We start from the raw sequence: 16,452 nt of genomic DNA on the forward strand, positions 1-16,452 counted from the left end.
GTATTCGCCGTTTCGATATCGATGATGCGGGTATTGATCGTATAGGTTTCCCCGACAAGACCGACCGAGCCGATGATGATACGTTCGACTCCGAGCACCTTTCCGACCTCGACCGCGCATTCCTCGTCGGTGCAGCCGGTACCCTGAAACTGCATCTCATCGAGAATCTTGTCCATCTGCGACCGTTCTATAACCTTGTACGAGAATCCCGATTTTCTGCTGAACTCATCGGAGGTCGCGGCTCGTGTGATCTGCCCGCGCATGTACTCGGACAGCGATTTTGCCTCTGCCTCGGATATTCCGTTTGCGACAAGGTCGAGAGCGGCGATCGTGTAGAATTTCTGTTGTTGTGCATAGGAAATGCGAACGGGGAATCCGGCCACGATAAGCAGTATTATCAACAGGGAGGACAGCAGTTTTCGTACCATGAACGCACCTCCATATGAAATTTTTCAATTCCGGAGAATATTTTTCAAACCTTCAATTGTAAACATTCTTCTATAATTTTATCATAATACTGAATATTGTCAAGATAAAAACCGATGAGAATCCGATACAATGTGTGTATCACAAGTTTCGTTATTTACCGTTGTCTGAAAGCTGCTGCCGGGTGAAGCATGACGGCATGGTTTCACAGTGTTGCCCCGAAGTCGTTTCGGGGTCTGTCATCCGGACGTCACAAAAACTTCCCGGGCGCACAATAATTATTGACCGGAGCGGTTCAATGTGTATACTATTCACAATAGCAAAAGGTCTTTCATGATCGTTTCGATAAGGAGTGCCCGTGACATCCCGTGAACGTATGCGAAAAACGCTCGAATATGCCCGCCCCGACCGGGTTCCCCGTCAGCTCTGGCTGCTGCCGTATGCGACTGATCACTATCCCGGTGCGGTAGACCGTATCCACCACGATTTTCCCGATGATATCACCAATCCGCCGGAGGTTTATTCGACACCGCCCCATACCGAAGGGGATCCTTATACGCCGGGATTCTACCGTGACGAGTGGGGATGTGTTTTCGAAAACCATCAGCCCGGCTACATCGGCGAGGTCAAGGAGCCTCTTCTCAGGGACTGGAACGATACCGGAAAAATCCGCACGCCCGATGAGCTCCTCACGCTCGATGTCGCGGCGGTGAACGACTACTGCAGGAATACGGACACGTTTGTCATACCCGGCTGTTTCGCGCGGCCGTTCGAGCGCCTCCAGTTCATCCGCACAACGGAAAAGCTTTTCTGCGATCTTATGGATCAGCCCCCGGAACTGTTTGCCCTCATCGGCCGTATCCATGCATTCTACATCAAACAGCTCGAGCTCTGGGCAAAAACCGATGTGGATGCCCTTTTCTTCATGGACGACTGGGGAGCGCAGCGTTCCCTCCTCATTTCTCCCGATCTCTGGCGGTCGATTTTCAAGCCGCTCTACCGTGACTACATAACCATTGCCCACGATCACGGCAAGTACTGCTTCATGCACTCGGACGGCTATATTATCGACATCATCCCCGACCTGATAGGGCTCGGGCTCGATGCGCTCAATTCACAGATATTCTGCATGGGCGCGGACAAACTCGGCGAACGGTTCAGGGGAAAACTGACTTTCTGGGGAGAAATCGACCGTCAGCACATCCTTCCCTATGCTTCCCCGGACGAGGTTTCAGCGGCTGTCCGGAATGTCCGTGAAGCGCTCTATTGCGACGGCGGGGCGATCGCCCAGTGCGAGTTCGGCCCGGGAGCCCGTCCCGAAAACGTTTACCGTGTGTTCGAGACATGGAATGAACCGGGATGATGAAACCATATCGGAGAATGAACACTGACCATAATGATTCAAAAAACGGTTTACCACAAAGACACTAAGGCACAAAGAGATATATTGGATTATCAGCCCGATCTGTTCACAAAATTCAATAGAACGCGGATTTGCACGGATTTTATTTTTTTATAAATTTTTTAGGTGTTAATGTTTATTAATTGTAAATAATAGTATAAATAATATGTTATATAAATTTGTGTCTTTGTGTCTTCGTGGTTTAATATATTCATGAATATCCCGGGTCAGTACTGCCTTATGTAACGATTAATCGACAACATCAAAAAAGATATAAAAAAGCAAATCCGTAAAAAACCAGTATTCTCATGAAATTCAAGAACAGATGTATCGGTTGGGTTTTTTATTGATGCTCAAGAGGATGTATGGATATTAATCTGCACTCGTTCTGGCATATCACCCGCCTGATTGTGCTGGCGGGATTGATTTTTTACCTTGGATTATCGACATTCCTGTTCATGATCCAGTCCCGTCTGGTCTTTCAGCCCGTACGGGATATCGAGCGGACACCCGGCAGTGATGGTCTTGCGTATGAAGATGTGACGTTCGGGTCGAAGGACGGCATCCTGCTGACAGGCTGGTTCGTTCCCGCCGAACAGGAGCGGGGAGTGGTGATATTCTGCCATGGCAACGGGGGCAACATATCCCACCGCATCGAATCGATCAGGATTTTTCACGATCTCGGGCTGAGCACATTCATTTTCGACTACCGCGGATACGGTATGAGCGGCGGGAAACCGGGCGAGCGGGGTATATACGACGATGCCGAAGCCGCATGGCACTATCTCACCGAAAACCGTCATATATCCCCCGAAAGAATAATCTTCTTCGGCCGTTCCCTCGGCGGGGCGGCCGCTTCGTGGCTCGCCCGCGAGCATACGCCGAGGCTCGTTATCATCGAGTCCTCCTTCACCTCGATACCCGACCTGGGCGCGAACCTCCATCCCCTCATGCCCGTGCGGCTGCTCGCACGGTTCTCATTTCCAACTGTCCGGTACCTGAGTGAAGTGCGGTGCCCGGTGCTCGTCATCCACAGCAGCGAGGACGATCTCATACCGTTCAGCCACGGGCAGGCGCTGTTCGATGCGGCGCACGAACCGAAAGAATTTCTCGAAATTCACGGCACTCACAACGATGGTTTCCTTGTATCGGGACAGATATATATCGATGGATTACAGGGATTTATCTCACGGTATCTCGCGCCATGAAACCGTATAAAGAACATGGAAAGCACACTGTCGGCGATGCCCGCATCATCGGGGAAAAACTGGAGGCGCTGAAGCGGTCGTCCTTCCGGGCACGGTTCAGGTTGCGGACGCCGGATATCGGGTATGTCACCTCGCGGGGCATGGAAACCATCAGAAACCACGCCGTGGATTTCATCACGGCACGTATTGCTCCGGCGAACCCCGCGAACGACGGCAGGCAGACACCGATGAGAAACCACCCGGTGTTTATCGCACAGCATGCGACCGCCACCTGCTGCCGGGGATGCCTCGAAAAATGGCACAACATCCCGAAGGGGAGGGCTTTGAATGACGAGGAAATCGGATATATCGCCGATGTTATCATGGCGTGGATAAGGGCACAGACAGAATGATACTTTCTTCCGATAGAATATGATTCCTCTTCCTGCGGCATCCCCTTTTTTAAAGAGGGAGCGTTTTTGGGGACACTATTATCCCCCTTTCTTTTATAAGGGGGACACGGCGAAGCCGAGGGGGATCAAACATGCAAGCTGATTTAACTGGATAACCGGAATAAACAATCGAGGCGTCTATATGGCTGTAATCACTCACCATCTTGAATTTCCCACACGCGGCAACGCGGAAATCATCGACATCACCCCGGATATCGGCAAAGCGCTCGACGAGGCAGGGCTCAGGAACGGAATTGTCACCGTATTCGTCCCCGGAGCGACAGGCGCGCTGACCACGGTCGAGTACGAGCCGGGGCTTGTCGAGGACCTCACCGAGCTCTGGGAGCGCATCGTTCCCTCGAACCGGAGCTATCACCACGACCGGGCATGGGGCGACGGCAACGGGCATTCACACCTGCGGGCGTCCCTTCTTGGGCCATCGCTCACGATACCGTTTTCCGGGGGCGCGCTCACACTCGGGACATGGCAGCAGGTGATATTCGTCGATTTCGATGTCAGGTCACGGCGGAGGAAGCTTGTTTTGCAGTTCATGGGGGAGTGAAACGAGACAAGTAAAACGGCGGCGAGTATCATGAATCTGTGTCTTTATCCGTTTCAAGCTCTTCATCCGGCCCACAGTTTCACCGCATCAACGATGAATTTAACTCCGAACACGACGAGAAATACGCCACAGACCCCGAATACGATACGCTGGAAGGTGACACCGAGCAGGTTTCCCCCCTTGTACGAAACCGCCGAGAGAACATAAAGCCAGATGAAGTCGCATGACCAGTGGACGAAGGCGAACACGAGAACGCCCGCAATCCCGAAAGCCATCGCCTTCGACAGCAGCGCCGCGCCGACCGTGACCCACCACAGGAGGAAGTAGACATTGCCCATGCTGAACAGAATACCGGCGACAAGGGGGGCGTCGTTGCGTTTTTCCGGGCCGGAACCGGCTTTTTTCATGCTCCGGAGCATATCGCCACCCATGAGCAGGAGAAACAGCCCGCCAAGCGAGAAAATGGCCACTTTCACCGGCACCATGCTGAGTATATGCCCGACGCCGTAATACACGAGCACCATGAGCGGGAACTCCACGATACCGTGCCCGACCGCCACGAGCGCACCCGCATGGGGTGATTTCGTCCCCGTTCCGACCGTGACGGCAGTGATAGGGCCGGGCGCCATGACCCCGGAGAGCGAGATGATGACAGCCTGCATGAGAAACAGTATAAACGACATGTGATTTCCTTAAAAGCGTTGTGATATTGCTTCGGCGATTAAACAGTGATATCGGATGACGTCATGCCGAACTTGTTTCGGCATCTATTCCTGCTATTGGTATCATTATTTATCCGCCGGAGCAATAAATAACATTTACGTTGATATAAGCTGTCAAGGGTCGGCATGAAGTGCCGATTTACATGCCCTTGACAGCAATAAAACAACACATTTCCTCATGGGGCTCGTGAAAAATATATTTTTTCACAGCCCTCTTAATGTGGACGATCATTTACAGTATATTTTCCTCATTATCACCCAAAGTTATTATACAAAAAAAAGAGATATTGAAAAATTTCAATCCGCGAAAATCCGCCCAATCAGTGTAAATCCGCGTTCCATTCAGTTTTACATAGTATGTGCCGCCCGTTTATTTTATCGGCGTATCGGCTTTCAGCATCTCCGGATCGATCACGACATGTTTTATCGATTCGCGGCGGTATGTGTAGGTTATGTGGACACGACCATCCCTGTCCTGAATGACCGCGGGATAAGAATATTCCCCCGGCCCGTTTTCGAGCACGAGCACGGAGCTCCAGGAACGCCCGTCACGGGAGACAGCGACATTGAGCGGCGTTCTCGGCCCGCCCCATTTACCCTCGACCATGCCGGCGTGGTTGTATACGATCAGATGACGGCCGTCGTGGAGGGTAACGGCATCGATTCCGGAATTCGGATTGGGGATGACGGTCGATGACAGTTCGCTCCATGTTCTGCCCCCATCTTTGGACCATGTCGCGACAATGACGCCTTCCCGTGAACGGCAGAGCGCCTGCAGTACACCGCCGCCGTGGACAATAACGGCAGGCTGGATTGCGGAAAAACGGCCGCCGCTGTCGTCAACCGGCTCCGTGCGCTCCCATGTCCGGCCCAGGTCTCCGGTGAGCTCGAAATGAACCTTCCAGCCGCCATCTTCCGTGCTCGACGGGCATACAATATATCCCGTGGAGACCTGAACGGGTTTGTTCTTTATCGGCCCAAGAATATGGTCGGGGAGCTTCCGGGGCTGTGACCATGTTTTGCCGCCGTCCCCGGAAGTCATCAACATTCCCCACCAGCGGACGGGATCGGGGCCGACCTTGTAGAACAGCATGAGGGGGCCATGATCGGGCTTGAACAGCACGGGATTCCAGCAGGGAAATCGACTGCCATCCGCCTGTACGCCGCTGGCTACTTCAACCGGGCGGGTCCATGCGCCGTTTTCATACCGTGACAGCCAGATACCCACATCGGGATTTTTTTCCTCGGTGCCGCCGAACCATGCCGCGACAAGGCAGTCATCCGCCGAGACGATGGTGGAAGCATGACACTGCGGCGTCGGCCTCCTGTCGAGGGGATAGATGAGTCCGGATGTGACATATCCGGGCTGACCGGGGATGTCGAGAGGAGGAGTGTCATCGGCATATACGGTAACGCCCGCAATGATACCGGTAATAAACAGCAGGGGTAAATGCTTTACTTTCATGAAACGATACCTTCCGGGAATTCCATACCCGACAGATTGATATGAGGCGTAATGTATTCGGTGATGCCCTGACACGTTTTACTATTCGTCACCCTCGATCGGATACCGGAAATCGTTATAGCACAATCCCGTTGCGCACCGTTCTTCCTGCTCGGCGATCCACCGGTCGAGACCGATTGCGCGCTGACGGAATCCGTCCGATATGAGATTCGGGTATCTCCCGGCGAGCTCTTTTATACGGTCGCACGGGAATTCATCACAGGAGGAGCATACCTCGACCTTCCGCTCACGGGCGCAGGGACGGATGGTGCAGCCGGGATAACCGCATTCCCCTCGGCACCCGGGACACTTTTCTCCCATGTCGCTGAAATACCCGAGAGCCTTCCAGAATTCCCTGAATTCGGGAACATACTGATCGCCGAAGAATGTCCATCCGCTTTTGGCGAGCGTATCACGGAGCGCGTATGCCTGATTGGGAATCCGGGCAATGTTTGCGCACAGCTTGCAGTAGAGACCGCAATAGGTGACATATTTCAGGGTATCCATTGTTTCTCCTTTGTCAAAAAGCCGGATTCAGGCAGGACGCCGGGAAGGGGCAATTCATGAATTGCCCCTACTGCAATTTATCACTGTCCGTGTACATCCGTGTCAATCGAATCTTACAATTGTACCCGCTTCAGCCGATTCAAGGGCGCGGGTAATGACATTCAGATCGATGAATGCCTCCCTGAAGGTGCTGACCACCGGGCTTCCCGTCCGTATGGCGCGGCAGAAGTCCTCGTATTCGCCGACATATCCGCGTTCTTCGGTGCACTTTTCCGTGATGTCGGGCATGCCGGGCTTTTTCACCGCGACAGTGTCGCCATAATTGTCGACCAGCATCGTTCCGGCATCGCCGAATATGTAGATGGTGTTGACTTTGAGCCCCCGCGAGCTGTAAAACATGTTTATCTGCCCGGCAACACCGCCTGCGAATGTGCATTCGGCAGTCAGGGTATCGACTCTTCCCGCATCGGGATTCACGCTCCTCGACTGCGCCGATAACCGCGAGAATTCGCCGAACAGGAGTCGGAGCGCCGCGATGATATGGACTCCGCCATCGACAAGAAATCCGCCCGGATAGTCACGGTCGAAACGCCATGCGGTCGACATGTACTGCGTATTCGCGCCCGACGACACATCGGTGAAAAAATTCCAGATGGCCGCGTAGGGAGTCCCGATGGAGCCCCCGTCGAGCAGCGTTTTCGCGCGGCGGTAGAGCGCGCGGTACCGGAAGTTCTCGGCGACCATCATGACCAGCGGCGCATACCGCTCCTCGATGAGCAGCATCTTTTCGGCATCGGTTATGCTCGCTGCAAGGGGTTTCTCGATCATGACATGCCTGCCCGCCCTGAGGCAATCTTCGGCGACAACGCGGTTGAGCCCGAAGGGGAGAATAATCGAGACCGCTTCCACGTCCTTACGGTCGAGCAGCTCATGGTAATCGAGAACATACGGCACCCCGCCGACCATTTCGGCAAACGATTTCGCCTTAGGCCCGGTATGGTTGCATACGGCGGTGATTTTGAACATGCCGGGCATTTCACTGAGCGCGGGCCAGTGCAGCTCCCGGGCGGCGATACCGCAGCCGATGATGCCTAACCGAACCGGTTCCATATCGTATCCTTTCTTCGGAGTTATCATTATCAATGGTAATACCGTGCTGCATGCAAGCATGAACATATTTAGGGTGTTGTAATTGTAATAGATGCTGAAACGAGTTCAGCATGACAACCTGATCAAACACAGGTCGCCCTGAACTTGTTTCAGGGTCTATATCATCCTCAATGAACTTACGAATTTTATGTCGACGATGTGCTTCAGCATTGCATTCTTTTTATGACTGCGATTCACCATATTCTTTTATCCCCCGGCTGTGGACATGTTTTTTCATCAGGTCTCCGGCGCGGGTCTCCGGTTCGTTGTACCGGCGGTAGATATGCGTCAGCGTGGTATAAGTGAAAAATTTATTGATAAGGGGAATCCTGACAGCCGCGTTCAAAACCGCATAGAGCAGAAATATCGACACGAGAATATACGGGTAATCGAAAACCACGAACCGCGCGACACGGTTGTCGAGCGCCGTAATCCACGGGAATCTTCCGGCGAGTCCGTGTAAGATATAGAGCGATACCGGAATGCCTGTCACATAGTAGAGCACGACACAGAACGAATGGCTTGCCTCGACCGCCCGTTCGGGACAGAACGCCATACACCGCATGCAGCTTTCGCATGAAAATGTCCAGTACGGCATCTTCCGGTGCTTCCCCAGCATGTGTATCGCCCCCTCGGGACAGCGCTCGGCGCAGAGCCCGCAGCCTGTGCACTGGCTGTTTGCGAAAAAGAGCTTAGCCAGGGTGAATCGCCCCACGAGTATATAGAGTACCGAGACAGGCAGGAAAACGAGACCGAGCGCGAGATCGATGAAACTCCAAAAACAGCGGCCATGCGCGAGAATCTGTCCGGTAAAACGTGACAGTTTTTTCCGCGCACGGTCGATGATCACGCGGGCGTTTTTTGTGCTGAGCCCCCAGTGGAGCGCCAGCCAGCTCGATGGCATGTCGAGACCGGTCACTCCCCGCACGGAATACCCTTTCAGCGCCAGTATAAGCGCAAGGAGGTATCCCGCAGTTCCTTCCATACCGGGGAGACACACCGGGCCGACCTTAATTCCCGCCCGTGTTACCACGATGAGGGCATGTGTCCCCTTCCTCGACGGAAGACGGAGCCCGAACCGTATCACCCTCCACGGCGCCGTGAAACCGTGGGCGGGAAACGCCAGACCTGCGAGGTTTTCCGGCCCGTTCCCGATTTCTTCGCCGGGGTCCGCCTGCGCCAGGGGGATCACCGATGCCTCGGCGCCATCGTTCGCAAGGTCTTCGGCAATCCAGGTTGCAGCGCGGTACGAATTGCCCGTCCCGCTCCAGAAATATATCGCTGCCGACCGATACCCGTGAAAAGGCATAGTATCATGAGTCGCGGCAGACATGCTGTCCACTGTGGTCTCACGATTCATTTAATGTCCCTCGTAATAGTTTGTTATTTCTTATGATGCGTTATTTTTGTATCAAATCATGTCTTCGTACATTCGCTTTAATCGAAAAAATTACCCGCAGTTTGCTGCGGGGTAGTTTATCGTTCCCGCCGAATCATCAGAACACCATGTCGACCAGCACGATGAGTGCAGCCTGTACTACCCACCCGGCGAAGCAGACAGTTACAGCTCTGAGCGTACTCGTATAATCGAGCGCCTGACGGACTGCGACGACCATGGCGGTGAGCATCCACACCATGACGATGAGGTTGACCACACCGCGGATGACCGGCACGATGCCGAAGATACGGAGTATCCCCGGAGAGCTCGAAAAGCTGATTGTTCTCAGGAGCTTACCATGGTCGGTGTGCGTCTGCGGTTCGGGAAATATCTTCGTTCCGACGAAATACGTTATATACGCCCAGATGAACCAGCCGGTAAGCGATGCGAGTATGGAAACCAGCAGGGCCGTGACACTGGTTATTCCACGGTAACCGACTCCCGCGGCGAGGCTCGAAAGCGCGACAACTCCCATTGCCTGGGTCATCGCGCCCCTGTCGGCCTCGACTTCCTCGTAAAGCGTGACATCGAGCCGCGCAGCGCGTATCATGCGGTCGGTGAATCGGGACATGGGGCTCCTTCCATATGGGTTATATAACGGCAAACATACATGCGTTTCTTTTCAAAAAAGATGCCGAAACGAGTTCGGCATGACCGTCATCCTGAACTCGTTTCAGGATATAATCGTCCATACCATGCATAATCATGTATGCCGTGCTGTATATCAAACCCCGGACCTGTTTGTTCGTGTATTTGATATAGTCTAAAACACGAGGCGCCTTTTTCCAATAAAAAAAACGGGAGCGGATTCGTTTTCCACCCCCGTTTTCTGGAAGTACCTTATGCTGACCGCGTCCCCTTACGGCTGTCTGACTTCGCCGCCGGCGCCGGGTTTCTGGATGATGGCCTCGCCCTTGATATTGAGCCTGCCAGAGGGACCATACACCCAGATATAGGAATTACGCAGATTTTCCGCCATGAGAATCTTGCCTTCTTTGTCGCTGCAGATCACACCCATCTGTGTGGTATTGGTCGGCCAGCCGAGGCAGTCGATCGATCCGGTCATGGTGTCGTAGCAGAGCAGCCACGAGTTGTCGTAGTCGCGGCCTCCGAGCATGTAGAGCCTGCCATCGCCGCCGTACGTGAGCGAGCGGAGATTCCAGTACTGGAACGCCTTGCCCTTGTTGATGACCGTCGAGGTGGACGGGTAGAACTTGAAGAGGAAGCCGTCCACGCTCGTACCGCACCAGAAACCGCCGTCCGTCGCCTTTATCGCCGAGACGATCGTGTTCTCGTAAATGGGATCGTCGTCCATACCCTTCTGCGTGGGAACCAGCGCTCCGGTGAACACCGGCTTCTCGTCACCATACGCGAGCCTGAATATCCGGCCGCCGTCGGACCTGATATAGGTGGAGTAGTACACCGTGCCCGCATCGTCGATCATGAGCACTTTCGGCACGCCGCGCCAGGACACCCTGCCGAGGTCCTTGACACGCCAGGGTGTCTTGACCTCTCCGAAGTCCTTGATGTTTTTGGAGGTATAATCATAGGCGAACAGGTGCCCCGCCGGGTATGTGACGCCGTAAATGCGGGTGTGAGGGATATCGACCGCAATGCAGTTGATGCCCTGTTTTTGAGCGATGATGCCGTAATCGACGAATGCCTTCGTTTTCGGATTGTAGGTGAAAAGATGGCCCCCTTCGTAGGTGTTCTTTGCATCGTCGAAAACCTCGTCGTATGTGGAGGTGCAGCCGACGAGCTCGCCGTTCGGGCCGAGCGCCATGTCTTTGACCTTTGGCTGGCCGGAAAGTTTTCCGGTGACATCGAGGACATGCTCGCTCACCTCGCCGTCCGTGCGGAAGAGGTGACATGCCTTTCCACCCCATGTCGCCTCGGTGCTTCCGTACACCCAGCCGTCATCCATGAGAATCATGTCGGTCACTGCGCTCTCGCCGCCGTGGATAGGCCCTTTCGGACCGTTGGAAATAAGATAATGCCTTAAAATTGCCTTTTCGCCAATATCGCCCATTCTCTGGGCGAAGACGCCGGTGACCATGACGCCCAAGGCAAGCACAGTCAGAATGAATACTATACGGGTACTGGTTTTCATTACTTCAATCCCTCCAGGCTCTTGGGTGGATCATACCGAACGAGGAAATTCCCTCTGATTTCTTTGCCGTCCTTATCCTTGATTCGTCTTCCGTCCTTCTGTATATAAGAATAAACCTGGAAATATACCGAGTGGCTTTTTGCTACGACAGCGCCATAACAGCCGTCCACATCGAGCTTTCCGGGCCAGTAGAATTGTTTGGTCTTGAGATCGAAGATGGTGAGAATCGGCATGCCGGACAGGGTGACTCCATGTCCGCCTGCAATAAAGTACAGCCGTCCCCATTCCTCGTCAAGCGCCATATTCGGGGTATATACATTCTCTTTGGGAACCTGGACAACATGGCCGTACTCCTCGACCTTGTTGGTTTGGGGATCGTAACTCCAGACGAACCCCTCGGCGGATATCCCATAGATTACATTCTTCGACGAAACCACCGATGCCCGGAGTCCGGGAATTTTCATGTCGAGATCGGTGAATGTTTCGGTGTCGGGATCGAATTTTGTGAGACCCTGAAATTCGTTTGCGAAATAACTTATTCCGTTATGGTCGGTAATCATTTCGCGGATACCGAAACGGCCGTTGGTTTCATACCGTTTCAACTCCATCGTCTTGTAATTCAAACGCCAGAATCTGCCGCGGTCGACAGCGAAACCGAGTACGGTATCGCGCTTTTCATCGAGATATACCGCGACCTGTCCGCCGTACGGTGTCGGGAGTCCGAAATAGTCTATGTCATCGTTTTTCGGATCATATCTGATAATTGCCCCGCCGGCGTAACTCTTGGGATAAAAAGCGTTGGTGAATTCGTGGTCATACGATGCGCCCATGTATCCGGCAGTCCAGATGAAGCCCTTGGAATCGGACTGGAGATTCGAATGAATCTTCCCGTGGCCGGGAGTTTCCGCATTTGAAAAGAGAACGCTTGCCCGGTCGAGCTCGAATTTAAGCGTTACCTTGTCCGTTTTCGGATCGTACACATTGATTGTTGTGTTGCCGTATCCCCATGGACGATCATATTTGTCATCGAAAATGCCGCCGCTGCGGTCTGTCCCCCAGTGATCGCCGCCGGTGAACCAGATTCGTCCCTGCGGATCCTCGCATATCTTGTTCCAGCAGGACTCCTGAACACTGCGTCCTTTCCAGATCAGGCCTTCGGCCGGATACATTTTGGGATAAACCTGTTTGATGTCGCTTTTCGGCTGTCCCAGCACGGTCAGCGGTACCGAAAGAACAACCACTGCAAGCAGCGTTATCATGCTGCTTTTCTCATGAATCATAACATGCCCCCTCCTTAATACTGTACGGGTACAAGATAACGAAATTATCGATAATACTTTCCGGTTATTTAATCATTAAAACGTATGGCAGAGCGATGTCAATACCGGGTCCCCAGTTCACTTCGTTCCCGGGAATGACGATATTCGTATAATAAATTTGAGATCGTGAGCTGATCGAATAACCTGATAATACATTATACTTTTCAGTCATAAATCTGTATCATAAGAAAAATTCAATTTTATCTTCGTACAGGCTCTCTGCCGATTCACCGTTATGTAACAGCAGGAGCGGTTTATTCCGGCGAAAATCGTTGTTTTGAAACAATATTTCAACCACACTCGAAATCATCTTTAAAACTATCAAGAAAAAAAAGGTAACGCAAGGAAAATTATAGAATTACTAAGTTAATAAATATGAACGTTTGATATACTGTTCTTGTTGACACTTTTATAAATTGTTTTAAAATGTTGACTTTACCCTGTAAATATGCTATAAATTCTTCGCTTTATGCTGAGTAATCGTCGCCGGGCGGGTATAAAGACACCTTTTCACCGCCTGTCTACAATCCTTTATCTGCAATCGGCGCTGTCGGAGATTCCATGCGATATTCCGCTTTTTCTGTGAGTTTACTTCTGTTTGTTGCCGTGCTGCCGGTCTGTCCTCTCTTTATACACTCTGCTGCCGCTTCCGATGATCCGTACGGTCCCCGGTTTGAATTCGGCGGCGGGATACAGTATGCCCAGGGAAAAAATGTTCCCCAGTGGAGCACCAAGACCTATCGGATGGGCACCATTAACACTGCCGCCCGTATTTTCCGGGGGCTTGCTCTCCAGGGTGGGTTCAATGCGAGCCTCGGCGAGGATATAAGCTTCAAATCACTGGCGTATGATAATGATATGATTCTTGAAAAGCCCGTTGACTCATTTTATGAAAATTTCTGGGCCGGTCTCCGCTATGAGCTGCCGATGGAAAAAATCAAGCCCGATTTCATGAAAATCAAGACCGTATACGGTTCGATCGGGATTTCCCGCGCGCGGTACAGCATGACGAGTACGCAGTGGGTAAGAAAAGGCGTCCGTGAAACGGATCAGCCCGAAACGAAATACCATGTCGCCGATATGAGCGGCCCCTACGCGGCTCTGGGCGCACGGTGGCGTCTCAACACCGATATCACCGGAGACACCGGTTCATGGCTCAGTTCCTACGGTGTCGATGCGGGAGTGAAATATATCCGCTATACATCGTGTTCCCCGGCTCATGATGCCATAATGAAACCATCGCCCGATGAATCGGTCATAGAAATGTATATCGTCTTATTTCTGAAAATACGGTGGTTCGAATGACATGATACTGTTATTGGCGAAAAAACACATTCGCATGGTGCGTTCCCGTACAGGACTTTCTCATGATCCCGAAATGGATTCCCGACTTATACCGTACAATAAAATGGTTCATCCGGTAAATGTGCTGTACGTAAAATGCCCGTCGTTTCTCAGAAGGCAGGATATACATATCACGATTTTTTCTTAAATGCATTGTTTTACAATGTATTCCATCATCCTTTAATTCCCTCTCCCATGCAGGGGAGAGGGGTCAACTTTCAGCGTCCATTTAGCGGCTCTCCCTCGCCCGCGCGAAGCGGGGGAGAGGGAGTCAGGTGGGTGAGGGTAAAAAAACAAGCTGATAATTTATGAATCGTTCAGGTACTCATTATTCGGATGACCCAATAAATTTATGACACCCTAACCCGGCAGGTATCATGAACCTTTCGGTTATAATTCCCGCATACGGCCGCCCCGGTCTCCTCATTCGATGCCTTCGCTCCCTGTGCAGGGAAATGCAGGGAACTCCCGATTACACGGTCTGCGTCGTCGATGACGGCAGCGGTCTCGATGAATCCTGTATAAGGGATTCAGCGGAAGCGGATTACCCGCTCGTATGGCATTCCTTTCCCTCGAACAAGGGACGAAGTGCAGCCCGGAACGAAGGAATCGGGAAAACGAACGGAGACATCGTGGTTTTTCTCGATTCGGATATGGAAGCAAAGCCCGGATTTCTGATCGCTCATGCCCTGCGCCATGAGAAAAATCCCCATGCCGCGGTAATCGGTAATATCATCTGGTCCGAAGGCGGCGGTTTTCGTGCCTATATCGGCTCACGGGGAGTCCATAAACTTACATTCGGTGAACCGGTTCCACCCTGGTATTTTGTGACCGGCAATGCTTCGGTCCGGCGGTCCGACCTTCCGTCCGGGAAGGTGTTCGACGAAAAACTTCCCGGCTGGGGCGGAGAAGACCTCGACCTCGGTTTACGGCTTCATAAGGCGGGAATAGGCTTTGTTCATGCGCCGGAAGCGGTCGCATACCATCATTTCGAGGGTACCCTTGCAGGTCATATCCGTCGAATGGCGATGTACGGCGAGCATGCACTGCCGGTGCTCATAGCCCGTCACCCCGAACTCTACCGGATTGTCCGGTTGGACACGCTGGATAGAACCGCCGGACGATTCGCGGTAAACGGCGCGGTATATTACCCCCTCTTCCTGGCAACCCGTATGCTCGATTTTTTACCGCTGCCCACGAAACTCTATGATTATCTTACGTTTGCCGCATATGCACGAGGATGGTTGAAGGGGAGAAGGTCATGAAAAAGATTGCGGCGCTCATCGCTCTGGTAATTGTCGTTTCCTGTGCCGCGCCCGTAGTTGAAAAATCCCCGGAAACGGCTGCGCCGCCGCCGCCTCCTCCTGTGACAACCGGAGCGGTAAAGCTTGTCTATGAGGGCGCTCTCGGCAAACCGGGAGAGATACGGGCGCCGTGGGGGATATCGTTCGGCGTGGACGGCACCCTCTATGTCTGCGACCGCGGCAAATCGTCCGTTGTCCGCCTCGACAGCGAAGGGGCGATCATATCGCGGTTCGACAGTTTCACCAACCGGACGGAACGGCTCTACGCCCCGGTCGATGTCTGCTCCTCGGGCGGCATCGAGGTGTATACGATAGACGCATCGGATTCACGGGTGCTCAGGTTCGACCGTAACCTCAAGAACGGCTTCACCATTTACAGGGGCGGAAGCGACGACAACAAGCTCTTCGGTTCGTTCAGCGGGCTTGCTTATGACAAAATTTCGGGCGATCTCTACATAACCGACCGTGAAACCGGGGCGGTGATACGGATGGACATGCTCGGCGGCTCGATACGAACGCTCGGCGCATTCGGCTCGGAACGGACAAGCCTCCGTCTTCCCGCCGGTCTCGACATCGATTCCAACGGCGTCCTCTACATTGCCGATACGGGAAACCATGCTGTGGCGGTGATGAAAAACTTCGGCGCCAGAATCACGTATATCGGCGGAGCGGTGCTCGAAGCGCCGGTTGACGCCGCCGTTCTTCCCGGTGGAACCGTTGCGGTCGCTGACCTGAGAGGGATCGTGATTCTATCACCGGCAGGAGCCGCGGAAGCGATTGCTGGATTCGGCATCGACCGCGAGATGACGCCGCGTTCGGTGGCATTCAGCAACGGCAAGCTCTATGTGAGCGACGGTACTTCCGCTTCGATCCTGGTGTACCGGCTGGAACAGTGAAAAGCGCGCCGGGACGATGATGTTCAGAAATATTTTCTATGTAGTTGTTTTTTATTAACTCACCCCCTCGGTCCCCCTCTCTTGGAAATAGAGGGGGATGACCACCCGAGTCTCTTCCTCTTCTCTTGGT

At 53.0% G+C, this 16,452-nt stretch carries 16 protein-coding genes; 7 read left to right on the forward strand and 9 right to left on the reverse strand.

Features of this window, described 5'->3' with window-relative positions:
- The coding region (locus LLG96_06995) for a CsgG/HfaB family protein (GenBank protein ID MCE5249951.1) at nt 1-428 on the reverse strand (428 nt) is incomplete at its 3' end.
- 356 nt (nt 429-784) lie between these two features.
- On the opposite strand from LLG96_06995, the gene LLG96_07000 reads away from it, so the two are divergent.
- The 4 genes from LLG96_07000 (at nt 785) to LLG96_07015 (ending at nt 4,029) form a co-directional block, all read left to right on the forward strand.
- Nucleotides 785-1,789: a methyltransferase gene (locus LLG96_07000; GenBank protein MCE5249952.1), complete on the forward strand. Its 1,005-nt coding sequence runs from the start codon at nt 785-787 to the stop codon at nt 1,787-1,789.
- 404 nt (nt 1,790-2,193) lie between these two features.
- Nucleotides 2,194-3,036: an alpha/beta hydrolase gene (locus LLG96_07005; GenBank protein MCE5249953.1), complete on the forward strand. Its 843-nt coding sequence runs from the start codon at nt 2,194-2,196 to the stop codon at nt 3,034-3,036.
- Nucleotides 3,033-3,428 carry a DUF4186 domain-containing protein gene (locus tag LLG96_07010; protein ID MCE5249954.1) on the forward strand — a complete coding sequence of 132 codons (396 nt, stop codon included), beginning with the start codon at nt 3,033-3,035 and terminating at the stop codon, nt 3,426-3,428. Before LLG96_07005 ends, LLG96_07010 begins: the two co-directional genes overlap by 4 nt.
- A gap of 181 nt (nt 3,429-3,609) precedes the next feature.
- Nucleotides 3,610-4,029, forward strand: coding sequence for a secondary thiamine-phosphate synthase enzyme YjbQ (locus tag LLG96_07015; protein MCE5249955.1), 420 nt, complete (start codon nt 3,610-3,612; stop codon nt 4,027-4,029).
- 62 nt (nt 4,030-4,091) lie between these two features.
- Here LLG96_07015 and LLG96_07020 read toward each other — a convergent pair whose 3' ends face one another.
- The 8 genes from LLG96_07020 to LLG96_07055 form a co-directional block, all read right to left on the reverse strand.
- Complete coding sequence (locus LLG96_07020) at nt 4,092-4,712, reverse strand: LysE family translocator (protein MCE5249956.1); 621 nt, start codon at nt 4,710-4,712, stop codon at nt 4,092-4,094.
- 409 nt (nt 4,713-5,121) lie between these two features.
- Nucleotides 5,122-6,216, reverse strand: a complete 1,095-nt coding sequence (locus LLG96_07025) for an exo-alpha-sialidase (GenBank protein ID MCE5249957.1) — start codon at nt 6,214-6,216, stop codon at nt 5,122-5,124.
- 81 nt (nt 6,217-6,297) lie between these two features.
- Complete coding sequence (locus LLG96_07030; protein MCE5249958.1) at nt 6,298-6,762, reverse strand: DUF3795 domain-containing protein; 465 nt, start codon at nt 6,760-6,762, stop codon at nt 6,298-6,300.
- A 102-nt stretch (nt 6,763-6,864) separates the two neighbouring features.
- Nucleotides 6,865-7,872, reverse strand: coding sequence for a Gfo/Idh/MocA family oxidoreductase (locus LLG96_07035; protein ID MCE5249959.1), 1,008 nt, complete (start codon nt 7,870-7,872; stop codon nt 6,865-6,867).
- Between the two features lie 220 nt (nt 7,873-8,092).
- Nucleotides 8,093-9,271, reverse strand: a complete 1,179-nt coding sequence (locus LLG96_07040; GenBank protein MCE5249960.1) for an EFR1 family ferrodoxin — start codon at nt 9,269-9,271, stop codon at nt 8,093-8,095.
- Nucleotides 9,272-9,407: 136 nt separating this feature from the next.
- The gene (locus LLG96_07045; protein MCE5249961.1) at nt 9,408-9,920 is read right to left on the reverse strand and encodes a hypothetical protein; all 513 of its coding nucleotides are present in this window, start codon (nt 9,918-9,920) and stop codon (nt 9,408-9,410) included.
- A gap of 288 nt (nt 9,921-10,208) precedes the next feature.
- Nucleotides 10,209-11,459, reverse strand: a complete 1,251-nt coding sequence (locus LLG96_07050) for a hypothetical protein (GenBank protein MCE5249962.1) — start codon at nt 11,457-11,459, stop codon at nt 10,209-10,211.
- On the reverse strand, nt 11,459-12,739 hold the full coding sequence (locus tag LLG96_07055) for a hypothetical protein (GenBank protein MCE5249963.1): 1,281 nt from the start codon (nt 12,737-12,739) through the stop codon (nt 11,459-11,461). Before LLG96_07055 ends, LLG96_07050 begins: the two co-directional genes overlap by 1 nt.
- A gap of 600 nt (nt 12,740-13,339) precedes the next feature.
- Between LLG96_07055 and LLG96_07060 the strand changes: the two genes are divergently transcribed.
- From LLG96_07060 to LLG96_07070, 3 genes are all read left to right on the forward strand, one after another.
- Nucleotides 13,340-14,083 carry a hypothetical protein gene (locus LLG96_07060; protein MCE5249964.1) on the forward strand — a complete coding sequence of 248 codons (744 nt, stop codon included), beginning with the start codon at nt 13,340-13,342 and terminating at the stop codon, nt 14,081-14,083.
- A gap of 416 nt (nt 14,084-14,499) precedes the next feature.
- Nucleotides 14,500-15,387, forward strand: coding sequence for a glycosyltransferase (locus LLG96_07065; GenBank protein MCE5249965.1), 888 nt, complete (start codon nt 14,500-14,502; stop codon nt 15,385-15,387).
- The gene (locus LLG96_07070) at nt 15,384-16,322 is read left to right on the forward strand and encodes an NHL repeat-containing protein (protein MCE5249966.1); all 939 of its coding nucleotides are present in this window, start codon (nt 15,384-15,386) and stop codon (nt 16,320-16,322) included. Before LLG96_07065 ends, LLG96_07070 begins: the two co-directional genes overlap by 4 nt.
- Nucleotides 16,323-16,452 lie beyond the last annotated feature (130 nt).

It is taken from the genome of bacterium (assembly GCA_021372535.1).
Lineage (GTDB): Bacteria > Latescibacterota > Latescibacteria > Latescibacterales > Latescibacteraceae > JAFGMP01.